Annotated in this window: 18 protein-coding genes; 11 read left to right on the top strand and 7 right to left on the bottom strand. The window is 73.6% G+C overall.

The annotated features are described in order from the left end of the window. Positions 1-16: 16 nt before the first annotated feature. Together ACTFAP_RS14770 and paaN are read right to left on the bottom strand one after the other, a co-directional pair. On the bottom strand, positions 17-976 hold the full coding sequence (locus ACTFAP_RS14770; protein WP_500466541.1) for a GlxA family transcriptional regulator: 960 nt from the start codon (positions 974-976) through the stop codon (positions 17-19). A 24-nt stretch (positions 977-1,000) separates the two neighbouring features. Continuing rightward, the gene (gene paaN, locus ACTFAP_RS14765) at positions 1,001-2,644 is read right to left on the bottom strand and encodes a phenylacetic acid degradation protein PaaN (protein WP_500466540.1); all 1,644 of its coding nucleotides are present in this window, start codon (positions 2,642-2,644) and stop codon (positions 1,001-1,003) included. Between the two features lie 124 nt (positions 2,645-2,768). On the opposite strand from paaN, the gene ACTFAP_RS14760 reads away from it, so the two are divergent. Beyond that, positions 2,769-3,371: a TetR-type transcription factor C-terminal domain-containing protein gene (locus ACTFAP_RS14760; RefSeq protein ID WP_400012067.1), complete on the top strand. Its 603-nt coding sequence runs from the start codon at positions 2,769-2,771 to the stop codon at positions 3,369-3,371. A gap of 136 nt (positions 3,372-3,507) precedes the next feature. Further along, positions 3,508-4,875, top strand: coding sequence for a nitric oxide synthase oxygenase (locus ACTFAP_RS14755; protein WP_500466539.1), 1,368 nt, complete (start codon positions 3,508-3,510; stop codon positions 4,873-4,875). Positions 4,876-4,926: 51 nt separating this feature from the next. Here ACTFAP_RS14755 and ACTFAP_RS14750 read toward each other — a convergent pair whose 3' ends face one another. Further along, positions 4,927-5,571, bottom strand: coding sequence for a dihydrofolate reductase family protein (locus ACTFAP_RS14750; protein WP_500466538.1), 645 nt, complete (start codon positions 5,569-5,571; stop codon positions 4,927-4,929). A gap of 85 nt (positions 5,572-5,656) precedes the next feature. Then, a complete protein-coding gene (locus ACTFAP_RS14745; protein ID WP_030732838.1) occupies positions 5,657-6,175 on the bottom strand; it encodes an Lrp/AsnC family transcriptional regulator in 519 nt (172 codons plus the stop codon). Between the two features lie 157 nt (positions 6,176-6,332). On the opposite strand from ACTFAP_RS14745, the gene pdhA reads away from it, so the two are divergent. Genes pdhA through ACTFAP_RS14730 form a run of 3 tightly spaced genes read left to right on the top strand, consistent with a single transcriptional unit; the run spans position 6,333 to position 9,960 of the window. Further along, a complete protein-coding gene (gene pdhA / locus ACTFAP_RS14740) occupies positions 6,333-7,511 on the top strand; it encodes a pyruvate dehydrogenase (acetyl-transferring) E1 component subunit alpha (protein ID WP_500466537.1) in 1,179 nt (392 codons plus the stop codon). Continuing rightward, the gene (locus ACTFAP_RS14735) at positions 7,508-8,506 is read left to right on the top strand and encodes an alpha-ketoacid dehydrogenase subunit beta (protein ID WP_500466536.1); all 999 of its coding nucleotides are present in this window, start codon (positions 7,508-7,510) and stop codon (positions 8,504-8,506) included. The genes pdhA and ACTFAP_RS14735 overlap by 4 nt, the downstream gene beginning before the upstream one ends. A 5-nt stretch (positions 8,507-8,511) precedes the next feature. Further along, a complete protein-coding gene (locus ACTFAP_RS14730) occupies positions 8,512-9,960 on the top strand; it encodes a dihydrolipoamide acetyltransferase family protein (RefSeq protein ID WP_500466535.1) in 1,449 nt (482 codons plus the stop codon). A 276-nt stretch (positions 9,961-10,236) separates the two neighbouring features. Here the strand turns inward: ACTFAP_RS14730 and ACTFAP_RS14725 are convergent, their stop codons facing one another. Both ACTFAP_RS14725 and ACTFAP_RS14720 read right to left on the bottom strand, forming a co-directional pair. Continuing rightward, on the bottom strand, positions 10,237-10,782 hold the full coding sequence (locus tag ACTFAP_RS14725; RefSeq protein WP_500466534.1) for a DUF1707 SHOCT-like domain-containing protein: 546 nt from the start codon (positions 10,780-10,782) through the stop codon (positions 10,237-10,239). Between the two features lie 101 nt (positions 10,783-10,883). Further along, positions 10,884-11,054 carry a hypothetical protein gene (locus tag ACTFAP_RS14720; RefSeq protein ID WP_500466533.1) on the bottom strand — a complete coding sequence of 57 codons (171 nt, stop codon included), beginning with the start codon at positions 11,052-11,054 and terminating at the stop codon, positions 10,884-10,886. Positions 11,055-11,096: 42 nt separating this feature from the next. On the opposite strand from ACTFAP_RS14720, the gene ACTFAP_RS14715 reads away from it, so the two are divergent. Beyond that, entirely contained in the window at positions 11,097-11,312 is a 216-nt protein-coding gene (locus ACTFAP_RS14715; RefSeq protein ID WP_500466532.1) for a nuclear transport factor 2 family protein, read from the top strand. Between the two features lie 26 nt (positions 11,313-11,338). Here ACTFAP_RS14715 and ACTFAP_RS14710 read toward each other — a convergent pair whose 3' ends face one another. After that, the gene (locus tag ACTFAP_RS14710; RefSeq protein WP_390115786.1) at positions 11,339-11,641 is read right to left on the bottom strand and encodes a hypothetical protein; all 303 of its coding nucleotides are present in this window, start codon (positions 11,639-11,641) and stop codon (positions 11,339-11,341) included. A 182-nt stretch (positions 11,642-11,823) separates the two neighbouring features. Here ACTFAP_RS14710 and ACTFAP_RS14705 point away from each other — a divergent pair, with 182 nt between their 5' ends. The 5 genes from ACTFAP_RS14705 (at position 11,824) to ACTFAP_RS14685 (ending at position 16,766) form a co-directional block, all read left to right on the top strand. Then, positions 11,824-12,828 carry an NTP transferase domain-containing protein gene (locus tag ACTFAP_RS14705; protein ID WP_495681062.1) on the top strand — a complete coding sequence of 335 codons (1,005 nt, stop codon included), beginning with the start codon at positions 11,824-11,826 and terminating at the stop codon, positions 12,826-12,828. After that, positions 12,825-14,174: a molybdopterin molybdotransferase MoeA gene (locus tag ACTFAP_RS14700; RefSeq protein ID WP_500466531.1), complete on the top strand. Its 1,350-nt coding sequence runs from the start codon at positions 12,825-12,827 to the stop codon at positions 14,172-14,174. The genes ACTFAP_RS14705 and ACTFAP_RS14700 overlap by 4 nt, the downstream gene beginning before the upstream one ends. After that, positions 14,171-15,322 carry a potassium channel family protein gene (locus ACTFAP_RS14695; protein WP_200365890.1) on the top strand — a complete coding sequence of 384 codons (1,152 nt, stop codon included), beginning with the start codon at positions 14,171-14,173 and terminating at the stop codon, positions 15,320-15,322. The genes ACTFAP_RS14700 and ACTFAP_RS14695 overlap by 4 nt, the downstream gene beginning before the upstream one ends. Positions 15,323-15,450: 128 nt before the next feature. Continuing rightward, positions 15,451-16,419: an NAD(P)H-quinone oxidoreductase gene (locus ACTFAP_RS14690; RefSeq protein WP_500466530.1), complete on the top strand. Its 969-nt coding sequence runs from the start codon at positions 15,451-15,453 to the stop codon at positions 16,417-16,419. Positions 16,420-16,505: 86 nt separating this feature from the next. Further along, positions 16,506-16,766, top strand: coding sequence for a hypothetical protein (locus ACTFAP_RS14685; RefSeq protein WP_500466529.1), 261 nt, complete (start codon positions 16,506-16,508; stop codon positions 16,764-16,766). Positions 16,767-16,774 lie beyond the last annotated feature (8 nt).

The raw sequence follows: 16,774 nt of genomic DNA, 5'->3' as shown, positions 1-16,774 counted from the left end.
GCGTCCCGCACGCCCACTAGACCTTGGCGCGGAAGGCCCTGCGGTAGGCGCGTGGGCTGACGCCCACCACGCGCGTGAAGCCGTCCCGGAAGGAGGTCGGTGAGCCGCAGCCGACGTCCACCGCGATCCGTTCGACGGGCCGGTCGGTGGTCTCCAGCAGGTACTGGGCGCGCCGGATGCGGACGCGGTGCAGCCAGCGCATCGGGGTGGTACCGGTCTGTTCGCGGAACCGCCGGTTGAGGGTGCGCACCGACAGCGCGGCGTGCCCGGCGATGGCGGCCAGGGTCAGGTCGCTGTGGGCGTTCTCGCGCAGCCAGGCCAGCAGGGGTTCCAGCGAGGAGCCGTCCGGGGCGGGTGGCTCGTGGTTGATGAACTGGGCCTGGCCGCCGTCCCGTTCCAGCGGGCTGACGGCCGCGCGGGCCACGTTGGCGGCGACCGCCGCTCCGTGGTCGCCCCGGATCATGTGCAGGCACAGGTCGAGGCCGGCGGAGGCTCCGGCGGAGGTGAGCGTGCGGCCGTTGTCGACGTAGAGCACGTCGGGGTCGACGGTGATCGCCGGGTAGCGGGCGGCCAGCAGCGCGGTGCCCATCCAGTGGGTGGTGGCCCGCTGCCCGTCGAGCAGCCCGGTGGCCGCCAGCAGGAACGCGCCGGTGCAGATCGAGGCGACCCGCGCGCCCCGGTCGTACGCGGCGCGCACCGCGTCCCGTACCCCCGGCGGTAGCGGGTCGGGCGGATCGTCGACGCCGCTGAGGATCACCGTGTCGGCGTCGTCCAGCGCCTCCAGTCCGTGCGCCACCCGTACGGTGAACGGCCCGGCCGCGATCTCCGCGCCCGGGGCCGTACCGCACACCCGTACCCGGTAGCCGGGGCTGCCGTCCGGGAGCCGCGCCCAGCTGAAGGTGTCGACGGGGTTCGACAGGTCGGAGGGCACGACCCCTTCCAGGGCGAGCACCGCCACGCTGTGGGAGGGGGCCATACCCCGGATTATCCAGGCCCCGGATCAGCCGGGCCGGCGCACCTGCACCGTACGGAACCTGGGGGTGACGAAGGCGGCGTCCACCAGGGTGGCGTTGGCGGCCGGGTTGCCGCCGGAGCCGTGCAGGTCGGCGAAGGCCGCGGTCTGGTTGACGAAGACATCGCCGGTGAGGTTGAGGGAGAGCTGGGCGCGTTCGTCGAGGCAGACGCCGACGAGTGCGCGTTCGACATCGGGGGAGGTGGTGTAACCGGAGACGGTCATGGCGCCGTGGGTGCGGATGGTGCGGCGCAGGACGGCCAGGGATTCGGCGGTGGAGGCGGTGGCGACGGCGAAGGCGATGGGGCCGAAGTACTCGGCCTCCACCGGTTCGGTGCGCTTGACCAGCAGCGGGGTGCGGATGGTCGCCTCGGGGTGGTCGGGGTGTTTGACGGTGCGGGAGGGCAGGGCGACCTCGCCGAGCGCGGCGGCGCTCTCCAGCCGGTCCAGGACGCCCTGGTTGACGATGGCGCCGAGCAGCCCGGCGGCGCGGGTGTCGTCCCCCAGCAGCCGGTCCACGGCGGCGGCCAGGTCGGCGACGACCTCGTCGTAGGTGCGGTGTCCGTCGTTCTCGGTGGTGATGCCGGCGGCCGGGATCAGCAGGTTCTGCGGGGTGGTGCACATCTGGCCGCTGTAGAGGCTGAGGGAGAAGGCGAGGTTGGCGAGCAGGCCGCGGTAGTCGTCGGTGGAGTCGATGACGACGGTGTTCACGCCCGCCTTCTCGGTGAACACGCGCGCCTGGACGGCGTTCTCCTCCAGCCAGTCGCCGAACGCGGTGGAGCCGGTGTAGTCGATGAGCGCCACCTCGGGGCGCAGCGCGAGCGTCTTGGCGCTGCCCTCGCCGTCCCGTTCGGCCGCGAGCGCCACGAGGTTGGGGTCGAAGCCGGCCTCGGCGAGCGTCTCGCGGGCGATCCGTACGGTGAGCGCGAGCGGCAGGACGGCGCGCGGATGCGGCTTGACGAGCACCGGGTTGCCGGTGGCGAGGGAGGCGAAAAGGCCGGGGAAGCCGTTCCAGGTGGGGAAGGTGTTGCAGCCGATGAGGAGGGAGACGCCCACCGGGACGGGGGTGAAGTCGTTGGTGAGGCGCAGCGTGCCGCGCCGTCCCTGACCCTTGGCCCACGGCGCGCGCTCCGGCGTGCGGGTCTGTTCCTGGTAGGCGTGCGCGACCGCTTCGAGCCCCCGGTCCTGGGCGTGCGGGCCGCCCGCCTGGAGGGCCATGACGTACGCCTGTCCGGTGGTGTGCATGACGGCCTGGGCGAACTCGGGGGTGCGGGCGCTGATCCGGTCGAGGATCTCCAGGCAGGTCAGCGCGCGCTGTTCGGGTCCGGCGTCGCGCCAGGCGGGTACGGCGTCGAGCATCGCGGGCAGCAGGACGTCGGGGTCGGGGTGCGGGTAGCTGATGCCGAGCGGGAAGCCGTACGGGGAGACCTCGGCGCCCACCCAGTCGTCGGTGCCGGGCTGGCCGGGGGCTTCGAAGCGGCCGCGTTCGCGCAGCGCGGCGAAGGCGGCGGCGCCGGCCGTCCCGTCGCCGTAAGCCTTGGGGTGTTCGGGGTACGGGGACCAGTGGGAACGGGTCCGGATAGTCTCAAGTGCCGTGTCCAGCGTGGCGCGATGGCGCTGCGAAGATGTCATGGCCGGGACCAACTCCTCGTCGGCGGCAGTCAGGGTCGAGTGCGTCGGACATGCACGATACTGCTACCGAACGATCGGTCGGGCAAGACCGCGGAAGCGTGAAGAGGAAGAGGGAGAGCGCCCAGTGAGCGCGAGAGCCACGTACACGCCGGAGACCTTGCTGGAGGTCGCGGTCGCGGTGTTCAACGAACGCGGCTACGACGGCACCTCGATGGAACACCTCTCGCAGGCCGCCGGGATCTCCAAATCCTCCATCTACCACCATGTGCGCAGCAAGGAGGAGCTGCTGCGGCGCGCCGTCAGCCATGCCCTGGACGGGCTCGCCGCCGTGCTGGACGAGCCCGGCGCCCGGCAGGGCCGGGCCATCGACCGCCTGGAGTACGTGACGCGCCGCACCACCGCCGTCCTGATGCGCCGGCTGCCGTACGTGACGCTGCTGCTGCGGGTGCGCGGCAACACGGACACCGAGCGCTGGGCGCTGGCGCGGCGGCGGGAGTTCGACCAGCGGGTGGCGGCGCTGCTGCGGCAGGCCGCGGCGGAGGGGGATCTGCGGCCCGAAGTGGACGTACGGCTGGCCGCACGGCTGCTGTTCGGGATGATCAACTCGGTGGCGGAGTGGTACCGGCCGCCGTCCGAGGAGGACCGGGACGCGCTGGGCGTGGTGGACGAAGCCGTGGTGGACGCCGTGGTGAGCACCGCTTTCGCGGGGCTGCGGCTGCACCGCTGAGCCCGCGCGCCCACCTGCCGTGGGCAAAGCGGTCCGGCATGTGCCACACATCAACTACTGTTATCGGCCAACCACTTTTATTGACGGGGGCGTTGTCCGAGCCGCGCGCGCCAAGCACGCTTACCCCGGGGAGCCCATGAACAACGACCGTCTCATCGGACGCGCGCCCACCGCGCACCACCCGGGCCAGGCGCCGGGGCAGGCGCCCGGAACAGCCACCGGAACGCCCACGGGACCGGCCACGGGGCCCGCCACGGCACCCGCGCAGCTTCCGGTGCGGCCACGGGTGCACGGACCGGCACCCACCCGGCCCCAGGCCCAGACCCGGGCCCCGGTACCGGCACCCGCGCGCGAACCGGCTCCGGCCACCAGCCCGCCGGCCCAGGCCGACTGGGACGAGGCAGAGGACTTCATCCGCCTCTTCTACGCCGAACACCCCGACCAGCCGCTCCCCCTCACCCTGCGGCTGCACCAGGTGCGCGAACACATCGAGCACACCGGCTCGTACCGGCACACCACCGACGAGCTGACCTTCGGCGCCCGGGTCGCCTGGCGCAACTCCAGCCGCTGCATCGGCCGCCTCTACTGGAAGAGCCTGCGCGTCCTGGACCGGCGCACCGCGCAGACCCCCGAGGAGATCCACACCCACCTGTGCGACCACCTGCGGGTGGCCACCAACGAGGGCCGCATCCGCCCGGTCATATCGATCTTCGCGCCCGAGACCCCGTACCGCGAGGCCCCCCGGGTCTGGAACAGCCAGCTGATCCGGTACGCCGGCTACCGCCGCCCCGACGGCACCGTCATCGGCGACCCGGCGCACGTCGAGTTCACCGAGAAGGTGCGCCAGCTCGGCTGGCAGGCGCCCGGCGGCTGGTTCGACGTCCTGCCGCTGGTCATCCAGGTGCCCGGCGACAAGCCCCAGCTGTTCGACGTGCCGCGCGAGCTGGTACTGGAGGTGCCGATCGAGCACCCCGCCTACCCGCAGATCACCCGCATGGGACTGCGCTGGCACGCGGTCCCCGCGATCTCCCACATGCGGCTGTCGATAGGCGGCGTCAACTACCCGATGGCGCCCTTCAACGGCTGGTACCTGGGCACCGAGATCGGCGCCCGCAACCTCGTGGACGCCGACCGCTACAACCTCCTGCCGGTCATCGCCCGGCTCCTCAACCTGGACACCAGCAGCGAGACCACACTGTGGCGCGACCGCGCCCTGGTCGAACTCAACATCGCCGTCCTGCACTCCTTCGCGGCGGCCGGCGTCAAGGTCTCCGACCACCACACCGAGTCCCAGCGTTTCCTCACCCACCTGGCGCGGGAGGAGGAGCAGGGCCGCATCGTCCCTGCCGACTGGAGCTGGATCGTCCCCCCGGTCTCCGGCGGGATCACCCCCGTCTTCCACCGCTACTACGACGAGGCGGAACTGCGCCCGAACTTCTACCTGGACGACGACGCCAGGGCCCGCAGCGAAGGCAAGTGCCCGGTCCAGCACCACGCGTACTGACCCGGACCCGCCCGCGCCCGCTCCGGTGGCCGGCCGCCCGGTGACCGGGGTCTACGCGTCGGCGGCGAAGGAACCGTAGGTCGGCTTGCCGGCCGGGCGGTACGTCTGGATCGTGATGCCGCTGGCCGTCACCGTGGAGTTGACCAGCTTCATCGCCGTCGGCGTGGAGCCCTCCGGGAAGAGGCGCTTGCCGGTGCCCAGCACCACCGGGTAGATGAACAGCCGGTACTCGTCGATCAGCCCGGCCCCGTGCAGGGTCTGCGCGAAGTCGCCGCTGCCGTGGATCTGGAGCTCCCCGCCCGGACGCTGCGGCTCGCGCTGCTTCAGCGTGGCCACCTCCGCCACCACGTCCGCGCCCAGCTGCGCCGAGTTCCGCCACTCCAGGCGCAGCTCGGGGGTCCGGGAGGCCACGTACTTGGGCAGGCTGTTGAGCATCTGCGCCACCGGAGGCTCCTCCGGGTCGGGAACGTTCGGCCAGTACGAGGCGAAGATGTCGTAGGTGCGCCGCCCCAGCAGATAGCCCTCGCCCGCCCGGAACCAGTCCGCGACCACTTCGCCGAACTGCTCGTCCGCGTACGGGAACGTCCAGCCGCCGTGCGGAAAGCCGCTGCTGGTGTCCTCGTCGGGGCCGCCGGGGGCCTGCATGACGCCGTCGAGGCTGAGGAAGGTCTGCAACGTGACCGGGGTGCCCATCATGCTCTCCTGAGTGCGCGCGGATGCGGGTGGCGCGGACGCCGAGATCTCGTTCTCTCACAGGGCGGACCCGGCACCGGGCGGGAACTCACCGGCGTTCGGGCGGTGTCTTCTCCACCTGCCGCACCGGGCGGCGTTCGGGCAGCAGATCCGTTTCTTCGAACACCAGCAGGGTGCGGGTGCTGATCACCTCCGGAATGGCCTGGATGCGGGTGAGCACCAGCTCCCGCAACTCCCGGTTGTCCCGCGTGTGCACCAGCAGCAGCACATCGAAATCCCCGCTGACCAGCGCGATGTGCGCGGCGCCCGGCAACCGCTCCAGGCGGGCCCGTACCGTGCGCCAGCTGTCCTGAACGATCTTCAGCGTGATGTACGCCGCCGCCCCCTGCCCGGCCCGCTCCTGGTCGACACGGGCCGTGAAGCCCCGGATCACCCCGTTCTCGAGCATCCGGTTGATGCGGGCGTACGCGTTCGCCCGGGAGATGTGCACCCGCTGGGCGACCTCACGGACCGAGGCCCGCCCGTCCGCCCGCAGGTGCAGCAGGATCGCGCTGTCAATGGCGTCGAGGGGTCTGGCGGGGTTCGAAGTCATCTGGTCCTCCGGCATATGGAGCGGCCTCCCCTTTCTGGACGTACTGCACCCATAGCACGCCAATCGGGGCCAGCAGTCCACAGCGCCCGACCGGCTCTGGCCAACCTGCCTCATCAACCGAACAATCGGTAGGGAGATGGAGCAGGAGACGCGAGAGGGGAGGCGCGGACCCATGACCGTGCTGCACGAACCACAGACGTCGTCACCCACCGAACCGACCGCCACCGAACCGACCGCCACCGGCGACGCCGCCACTACGGGCCCCCCGCCCCCCTGGCGGCGCGGCCCCCGCACCGACCCGGCGCCACTGCTCCCGGAGACCGAGCCGTACCACGTCCTCGGCTCCTCCCGCGAACGGCCCGACGCCGACCCCGGGCTGTGGCGCGAACTCCACCGCCGGCTCGTCCTGGGCCGCCGCTACAACCAGCAGGCCACCGCCCTCACCCGGCAGGGCAGGCTCGCCGTCTACCCCTCCTCCACCGGCCAGGAGGCGTGCCAGATCGCCGCCGCGCTGGTCCTGGCCGAACAGGACTGGCTGTTCCCCAGCTACCGCGACACCCTCGCCACCGTCGCCCGCGGCCTGGACCCGGTCGCCGCGCTCGGACTGCTGCGCGGCGACTGGCACACCGGCTACCGGCCGCAGGACCACCGCATCGCCCCGCTGGCCACCCCGCTGGCCACCCAACTGCCGCACGCGGTCGGCCTCGCCCACGCCGCCCGCCTCAAGGGCGACGACGTGGTCGCCCTGGCGCTGGTGGGTGACGGCGGCACCTCCGAGGGCGACTTCCACGAAGCGCTGAACTTCGCCGCCGTCTGGCAGGCACCGGTGGTGTTCCTGGTCCAGAACAACGGCTTCGCCATCTCCGTCCCCCTCGCCCGGCAGACCGCCGCCCCGACCATCGCCCACAAGGCCGTCGGCTACGGCATGCCGGGGCGGCTGGTGGACGGCAACGACGCACCCGCCGTGTACGAGGTGCTGGCCGAGGCGGTACGGCGGGCCCGCGCCGGCGGCGGGCCGACCCTGGTCGAGGCGCTGACCTACCGGCTGGAGGCGCACACCAACGCCGACGACGCCACCCGCTACCGGGAGGACGCGGAGGTCGCCGCCTGGCGCGAGCACGATCCGCTGCCGCTGCTCACCGACGCGCTGCGCCGGCACGGGCTGCTGAGCGAGGAACACGAACAGGCTGCCCGGGACGCCGCCGAGGAGATGGCGGCCGGGATGCGCGAGCGCCTGAACGCCGAACCGGTGCTGAACCCCGACGATCTCTTCGCCCACGTCTACGCGCGGCCGACCACGCAGCTCACCGAACAGGCGGCGCGGCTGCGGCAGGAGGCGAGGACCCGATGACGATCACGGCGGCCCGTTCGGCCACCCTGGCGGAGGCGCTGCGCCGCGCGCTGCGCGACGCGCTCGCCGAGGACCCCTCGGTACACCTGCTGGGCGAGGACATCGGCACGCTGGGCGGCGTCTTCCGTGTCACGGACGGCCTGGCGGCGGAGTTCGGGGCCGAGCGGTGCGCCGATACACCGCTGGCCGAGGCCGGCATCCTGGGCACCGCCACCGGCATGGCGATGTACGGGCTGCGGCCGGTGGTCGAGATGCAGTTCGACGCGTTCGCCTATCCGGCGTTCGAGCAACTGGTCTCGCACGTCGCCCGGATGCGCAACCGGACGCGTGGCGCGATGCCGATGCCGCTGACGATCCGCATCCCGTACGGCGGCGGCATCGGCGGCGTGGAACACCACAGCGACTCCTCCGAGGCGTACTACATGGCCACCCCGGGCCTGCACGTGGTCACGCCGGCGACGGTCGCCGACGCGTACGGGCTGCTGCGGCAGGCCATCGCCTCGGACGATCCGGTGGTGTTCCTGGAGCCGAAGCGGATGTACTGGTCCAAGGACGCGGTCGATCTGGACGCGCCGCCCGAGGTGCAGCCGCTGGGCCGGGCCGTGGTGCGCCGCCCCGGTACCTCGGCCACCCTCATCACGTACGGGCCCTCGCTGCCGCTGTGCCTGGCGGCGGCGGAGGAGGCCCGCACCCGGGGCTGGGACCTGGGCGTGGTCGATCTGCGCACCCTGGTCCCGTTCGACGACGCGACGGTGTGCGCGGAGGTGCGGCGTACGGGGCGGGCGGTCGTGGTGCACGAGGCGACCGGCTTCGCGGGGCCGGGCGCCGAGATCGCGGCCCGGATCACGGAACGGTGCTTCCATCACCTGGCCGCGCCGGTGCTGCGGGTCACCGGCCACGACATCCCGTACCCGCCGCCGCTGCTGGAACGGCACCATCTGCCGGACAGCGCCCGGATCCTGGACGCGGTGGCCCGCCTCCAGTGGGAGGAGTGAACGCCATGACCGAGACGTTTCTCCTCCCGGACCTGGGCGAGGGCCTCACGGGGGCCGAGATCGTGCGCTGGCTGGTGGAGGTCGGCGAGGCGGTGACGGTCGACCAGCCGGTGGTGGAGGTCGAGACCGCCAAGGCGATGGTCGAGGTCCCCTGCCCCTACGCGGGCGTGGTCACCGAGCGTTTCGGCGCGGCCGGCGAGGAAATCCCGGTCGGCTCCCCCCTGATCAGCGTCGCCCACCCGGCGACCATCCCCGGCCCGGGACCGCGCCCGGTCTCGGGCACCGGGGCAAGCGCGAGCCCGGCCGGCGGCAACACCGCCGCGCCCCACGGCACCGGCACCAACCCGGGCGGCGCCGCACCGCGCGGCGTCACAGCCACCGGCGCCACGGCCGCCACCGACGGCACGCACGGGGCGCACGGCGCGCACGGGGAGAACGGTGCGCAGGGGGCGAACGGCCACGGAACGCACACCGTCCCTCCGAACGGCGAACCGTCCGGCGGCGGTTCCGGTCAGGTTCTGGTGGGCTACGGCACCGGCACCACCACCTCCCCCGGGGCCCCTCCCCCGCCCCCTCCCTCCGCCTCCTCCTCGTCCCCCGCCCGGTCGGCGGTCGCGGTGATCTCGCCGCTGGTGCGCAAGCTCGCCCGTGACCACGGCATCGACCTGCGGACCGTGAAGGGTTCCGGGCCCGACGGCCTGATCCTGCGGGCCGACGTCACGGCATGCACCGCACCGCCAGCCCCCGCACCGGCGTCCCCACCCGGCCAGGGCCCGGCCGGGGCGGCGCTGCGGACTCCGCTGCGCGGTATCGCGGCTGCCGCCGCCGCCAAGCTCAGCCGCAGCAGGACCGAGATCCCCGACGCCACCTGCTGGGTGGACGCCGACGCCACAGAACTGCTCGCCGCCCGCCGTGCCACCGAACTCCCGCTGCTCGCCCTCCTCTCCCGGATCTGCGTCGCGGCCCTCGCCCGCTATCCACAGCTCAACGCCACCTTCGACGCCTCCACCAACGAAATCGTCACCCTTCCCGCCGTCCACCTCGGCTTCGCCGCCCAGACCGACCGCGGTCTGCTGGTCCCCGTCCTGCGCGACGCCCACACGCGCACCACCCGTGAACTGGGCGCCGAACTCGCCCGCCTCACCGACACCGCCCGCGCCGGCACACTGTCCCCCGCCGAACTCACCGGCTCCACCTTCACCCTCAACAACTACGGGGTGTTCGGCGTCGACGGCTCGACCCCGATCCTCAACCACCCCGAGGCGGCCATGCTCGGCGTCGGCAGGATCATCCCCAAGCCGTGGGCCCACGAAGGTGAGCTGGCCCTGCGTCATGTCGTCCAGCTGTCGTTCACCTTCGACCATCGCGTCTGCGACGGCGCGGTCGCCGGAGGCTTCCTGCGTCACGTGGCCGACCGGGTGGAATCCCCACTCTCCCTTCTCGCCGATCTCTGAAGCCGTCTCCTTTCGGACCTTCGCCGGGCCGCGCCCCCGGCTACGGGGGGCGCCTTCCGGCCGAAGGCCGGGGGCCCTCGCCACGTTGGCGAACTGCCCGGAGAACACCACCCCGAGGACGCCCCGGCGCCTTGAGCGAGGCGACCGGGTCACCTCCCGGCATCAGCCGGGGAGTACCGCCCCCCGGGGGGCACCCAGGCCGGAGGCCGGGGGGAGCGGCCCGATTCACGAAGTGCCGCACGGGACGGCCGCGTGCGGTAACGGCCCGGTGCCGCCTCAGCGGCGCCGCGCGTGGCGGACCCTCAGCCGGCCGAACCCCATCGTCCCGGTGATCCGGATCGTCGGCCCACCGGGGCGGGAGGGCCGCCGGATCGTGTAGAGCGAGTCCTTCCACCCCGTGGTCAGAGCGTCCAGGTCCACGACCGCGTCGCGCGGCACCGTGATCCTGGCCCCTCCGTAACCGAGTTGCAGCTCGATGTCGACGACCGCGTGCTCGATGACCGCCCGGGACAGGTCCAGACGCACCTTGCCGAACGCCGACTCGACCTTGAGGTTCCGCGGCACCCGCCATGCGCCGCGCCGCCGGATCCGTCCGCCCGCCGCGGCGATCGTGGCAGTGGTGGGCGCCTTCTGGGCCGGGAGCGAGGCCAGGGCCGAGTCGAGTTCGCCCCGGGTCGTGACGGTGAGCACCTGATCCAGGCGCCGGTCCAGCTCCTCGTGGGAGAGGTGCCCCTCGGCATACGCCTCGTGCAGACGTCGCACGGCCGTGTCGCGGTCGTCTTCGCCGATCGGGGGTGTCCGGTCCTTCGGCGCAGCGGTCATCCCGGCAGCGTACTGCCGCACCGACGGCCCGAACCCGTCAACGCCCGTACCAGGCACGGCATCCCCGGCTCGCCGCCCCCGGGTTCGCGCACGCGGTCACCTCACCTGTCCTCCTCTCCTTTCGTCTCGTGCCCGCCCAGAACCCGGCTGAGCAGCCGGGTCAGCGTCCGCCGCTCTCCCGCCGACAACGGCGTGAGCAGGTCGTCCTGCGCCCCGTCGAGCACCTCGTCCATGCGCCGCACCTGCCGCAGCCCCTCCTCGGTGAGGGGCACCTTGTTGCGCCGTCCGTGCTCCGGGTCGGGTGTCCGGTCGACGTGACCCCGCTCGACGAGCTCTCCCACCGCCGCGACGACGTCGCGGCGGGCGACCGCGCGAGGGCGACGGCGAACCAGCTCACGTACTTCTACCGCGACGGCGAGGCCCCCCACCGCACCAGTGGCCTGCGGACGGCCTGCACCGCCGTACGCGCCCCGGCCGGCCGGCGGTTCGACGGCATGGTCATCGCCCTCGCCTGGCTGAACGAGAACTGACGCGCCACGACATCACGGCCCGCCCCTCAGTCGACCCATACGGACCTGCCGATCGAGGCGGAGAAGTCGCCGGACGTGCCACCGGGTGCGATGACTTCGGCGATCGCGCCCGTGCAGTCCCGGTTCTGGTAGACGAGGGCGTACTCATTGGTGAAGTTGTAGACCTTGAGCGGCAGCTCGGGGACGTTGACGCAGCCGCTCGGATTGGTCACGAACCAGTGCTTGCCGCGCAGTTCCCCGTGCGCCGCGGAGGCCGGGGCGGCGAGGCCCACCCCCGAACCCACGGCGATCGCCAGCAGACCGGCCACGGCGGCGAGACGAGACCCCATCACACTCAACTCCTCGGAAGAACATCGCCGGGGCGGCGGACCCACCCCGCGTCGATCGTTCGCTACTCAGAGTAGTTGTACATCGTCTCTGCGTCATCACTCCGGAGAGTGAAAGGGCCCTGTTCGCGAGATGGCCGGACAGGGCCCCCTCCGGCCGCCACCCCTCGTCTACAGTGCGGAACGTGACGGCCGACCATCCCGCGTTCGACGCGATCGTGCTCGCCGGCGGCGCCGCACGCCGCCTCGGCGGCGTGGACAAAGCGGCGGTGACGGTCGGCGGCCGGCCGCTGCTCGAACGCGTGCTCGATGCCTGCCGCGACGCGGGCCGCACCATCGTCGTCGGCCCGCCCCGTCCCACCCGGCACCCCGTCCACTGGGTGCGCGAGGAGCCGCCCGGCGGCGGCCCGCTCGCCGCGCTCGCCGCCGGAGCCGTCCACGCCACCGCCCCCCTCGTCGCCGTCCTCGCCACCGACCTGCCCTTCCTCACCCCCGCCGCCCCGCGCACCCTCATCGGCGCCCTCCCCCCGGACGCGGACGGCGTGCTGTTCCAGGACTCCGACGGCCGCGACCAGCCCCTGACCGCCGTCTACCGCACCGCTGCCCTGCGCGCCGCGCTGGGGGCGCTGCCCGCCACCCGGCACGCCCCCCTGCGTACGCTGCTCCCGGCCCTCGACCTGCACCGGCTGGCCGGGGCCACCACCACGTTCGACTGCGACACCTGGGCGGAGATCGCCACCGCCCGGGACCGGATCAAGGAGCATGGGACCGTGCTGGACGAATGGATCGCCGCCGCCGCCACCGAACTCGACATCGAACCGGGCGAACACCGCACCGTGCTGCTCGACACGGCCCGCGACGTCGCCCACGCGGTCGCCCGCCCGGCCGCGCCGCTGACCACCTTCCTCATCGGGTACGCCGCCGCCAAGCACGGCATCACCCCCGCCGAGGCCGCCCGCCGGGTCACCGCGCTCGCCGCCCGCTGGGAGGCCGAGAAGGACTCCGGCGAGGACCCCGGGAAGACCCCGGGCGGGGAAGCCGTGCGCCAACGGAACGCGCAGCACGGGAACGCACAGGACGAGCAGGAACAGGACGACCAGGGCCGGGGCGGGCAGGGCCAGGCGGGGCCGGGGGCGTCCGCCGGGACGTCATCAGGGGGTCCGGAAGGGAAGGAAGGGCACCCCGCATGACCGACGAGTTCGACGACGCCCTCGCGCTCGCCAACGGCCACCGCCCGCACGAGCGCCACCCCCGCCCCGCCCACGAGCGCCCCACCACCCCGGCCGGCCCCGCCGCGCCCGTCATCCCCGACCCGCCGCGCGCCCCCGACGAGCGCCCCGTACCCCCGCACACCTGGGAATCGGCCCGCACCGTCGCGTACCGCAGCGCCGTCCCGCTCACCCCCCGCCGGCTCCCCCTGGACCGCGCACTCGGCCACACCCTGGCCGCCCCGCTGACCGCCCTCACCGACCTGCCCGCCTTCGACACCTCCGCCATGGACGGCTGGGCGGTCAACGGCCCGGGCCCCTGGGAACTCGCCGGCGGCCCCGGTCTGCTGGCCGGCGCCCCCGGGCACCCCACCCGGCTCGGCGACGGCCAGGCGCTGCGCATCGCCACCGGTGCCCGCGTCCCCGAGGGCACCACTGCCGTCGTCCGCGCCGAACACGCCACCGCCCGCGGCAGCCGGCTGCAGGGCCGTCTCCCCCGACTCGGCGCCGACATCCGCCCCCGCGCGCAGGAGTGCCGCTCCGGCGCCGAACTCCTGCCCTCCGGAACCCGCCTCACCCCCGCCGCCCTCGGCCTGGCAGCCGCCGCCGGCTACGACGAACTCGCCGTGCACCCCCTCCCGCGCGCCGAAGTACTCGTCCTGGGCGACGAACTCCTGCACCACGGCCTGCCGCACGACGGCCGCATCCGCGACGCGCTCGGCCCGATGACCGGCCCCTGGCTGGCCGCCCTCGGCGCCGAGGTCCTGGTCACCCGCCGCCTCGGCGACGACGCCGACGCGCTGCGCGAGGCCATCGAGACCAGCCGCGCCGACCTCATCGTCACCACCGGCGGTACGGCCGCGGGCCCCGTCGACCATCTGCGGTCCACCCTGCGCGCCCTGGACGCCACCACCCTCATCAGTGGCGTCACCGTCCGCCCCGGCCACCCCATGCTGCTCGCCGAACTCCCCGAGCACGGCACGCCCGTCGTCGGCCTGCCCGGCAACCCGCTCGCCGCCGTCGCCGGGCTGCTCACCCTCGCCGCGCCGCTGCTGCACGCGCTCTCCGGCCGGATGCCGCCGGTCACCCGCACCGCCACCGCGGGCGAGGCGTTCGGCGGCCACCGCACCGACACCCACCTGGTGCCCGTACGCTGCCCGGCCGGTGACGGCGGCAGCGGCGGGGGCGCGGGCGTCGCGGTGCCGCTGAACTACGCGGGTCCGGCCATGCTCCGCGGCATCGCCGCCGCCTCCGCCCTCGCGGTCGTCCCACCGGGCGGGGTCGCCCCCCACGACCCGGTCCAGCTTCTGGAGCTCCCGCCGGCATGAGACTGCCGAGGCTCGCCGCCTTCCCCACGGTCGCGCCCCAGCGCGGTGACGTCGACGACCAGTCGCACGGCGTCCATCTGCCGCGCTCGCTCGGCGGGCCGCTGCTCCAGGTGGTGCGGCGGCTGTTCATGGCGACGGCGGTGATGGCCGCGGCCGTGGTCATCGTCTACTTCGACCGGCACGGGTACCGGGACAACATCACCGGGGAGCCGGTCGGCTTCCTCGACTCCCTCTACTACGTCACCGTCTCGCTCTCCACCACCGGCTACGGCGACATCGTGCCGGTCAGCGACAAGGCGCGGCTGCTGACGACGTTCCTCATCACACCCCTGCGCATACTGTTTCTGATCATCCTGGTCGGGACGACACTGGAGGTCCTGACCGAGCGCACCCGCGAGCAGTGGCGGCTGGCCCACTGGAGGAAGATCTTGCGCGACCACACCGTCATCGTCGGCTTCGGCACCAAGGGCCGCAGCGCCGCCGAGACCCTCATGAGCACCGGGCTGACCCAGGACCAGATCGTGGTGGTCGACCCGAGCAAGGGCGTGGTGGCCGCCGCCAACGCCGCCGGCTACGCGGGTGTGGTCGGCGACGCGACCCGCAGCGACGTACTGGTACGGGCGCGGGCGGACCGGGCCCGGCAGATCGTGATCTCCACCCAGCGCGACGACACCGCCGTGCTGGTCGCGCTGACCGCGCGCCAGCTCAGCAAGACGGTCAAGATCGTCGCCTCGGTCCGCGAGGAGGAGAACGTGCCGCTGCTCAAGCAGTCCGGCGCGGACTCGGTGATCACCAGCGCCAGCGCGGTGGGCCGGCTGCTCGGCCTGTCGATGATCAGCCCGAGCAGCGGCGCGGTGATGGAGGACCTGATCCAGCAGGGCAAGGGGCTGTCGCTGCGGGAGCGGCCGGTCACCAAGGCGGAGGCGGGCCGTTCGCCGCGCGAGGTCGAGGACCTGGTCGTCTCGGTCATACGGGGCCACCGCCTGCTGCCCTTCGACCACCCGGACGCGGCCACCCTGGAGCTGACGGACCGGCTGGTGGTCATCCACCGCATCCGCGAGGCGGAGGAGACGCTGCCGGTGCCGCCCGACGGGGAGCGGGGCAAGCCCCGCAAGGGCCCGGGTTCCTGGCGCATCCCGCGCCGCTGACGACCGCCCCGACGCCACCGCGCCCGCACCCGTCGCCCGCACCCCGTCGTGCCCAGGTGACCGTGCCCGTCCCGTGAACGGCTGGGGCGTCCCCGGCCGGGGCGGGCGATCGGCGATAGCGTCGGGGCATGCGAGCGATCACGATCACGAAGCCGGGCGGACCCGAGGCGCTGGTGTGGGACGAGGTGGCGGAGCCGGCGGCTCCCGGCGAGGGGGAGGTGCTCGTCGAGGTGGCCGCCGCCGGCGTGAACCGGGCGGACCTGCTCCAGCGGCAGGGGTTCTACGACCCGCCGCCCGGGGCCTCGCCGTATCCGGGCCTGGAGTGCTCGGGCACCGTGGCGGCGGTCGGGGCCGGGGTGCGCGGCTGGTCGGTGGGGCAGCCGGTGTGCGCGCTGCTGGCCGGCGGCGGGTACGCGGAGCGCGTGGTGGTGCCGGCCGGGCAGCTGCTGCCGGTGCCGGCGGGGGTGTCCCTGGTGGAGGCGGCGGCGCTGCCCGAGGTGGTGTGCACGGTGTGGTCGAACGTGTTCATGGGGGAGGGCGGGCTGCGGGCCGGCCAGACGCTGCTGGTGCACGGCGGGGGCAGCGGGATCGGGACGATGGCGATCCAGTTGGCGGTGGCCCGCGGCGCGCGGGTCGCGGTGACCGCGGGCAGTGCGCAGAAGCTGGCGGTGTGCCGGGAGTTGGGGGCCGAGGTGCTGGTCAACTACCGGGAGGAGGACTTCGCGCGGGTGCTGGCGGACTCCTGCGATCTCGTGCTGGACATCGTCGGGGCGCAGTATCTGGACCGCAATCTGCGGGCGCTGGCGACCGGGGGACGGATCGCGGTGATCGGGCTCCAGGGGGGCCGCAAGGGCGAGTTGAACCTGGGGGCGCTGCTCGCCAAGCGCGGCACCGTCACCGCCACCTCGCTGCGGGCCCGCCCGGCGGCAGGGAAGGCGGAGATCGTGGCGGCGGTGCGCGAGGGGGCGTGGCCGCTGATCGAGGAGGGGCGGGTGCGTCCCGTGGTGGATCGCGAGCTGCCGATGAGCGAGGCGGGCGAGGCGCACCGGATCGTGGAACGCAGCGGCCACACAGGGAAGATCATCCTGACACCCTGAGATTTTCCCCGTGTTCAAGATGCCCGTTTCCTTCGCATATGTGACGCTGGTTACATCATCGGACGGTCTACGGAGGATCGAGCGCCGTGAGGGTGTGGGTGTGGACGGAAGTCATCATGATCGCGGCGGCGCTCGCCACCCTTCTCGCACTGGCGGCCCCGGCCGCCCACGCGGACGGGGCCACGGACCACAGCGTCGGCCAGCAGCGCGGTGAGCCGGTCCCGTACCGCGAGGCCGACCCGGTGGTACGGGGCGGTGAGGTGCTGCCCGTCCTGCCGCTCGGGGCCGGACTGGCCTGCCTGGGCGCGGGTCTTGGTGTCCTGGCTCTGCGACTGCGGCGTATCTAAGGCGTAAC

The sequence above is a fragment of the Streptomyces sp. PH9007 genome (genome assembly GCF_059813725.1).
Note: the sequence above shows the minus strand (reverse complement) of the source record. Positions and strands in the feature narration are given on the sequence as shown.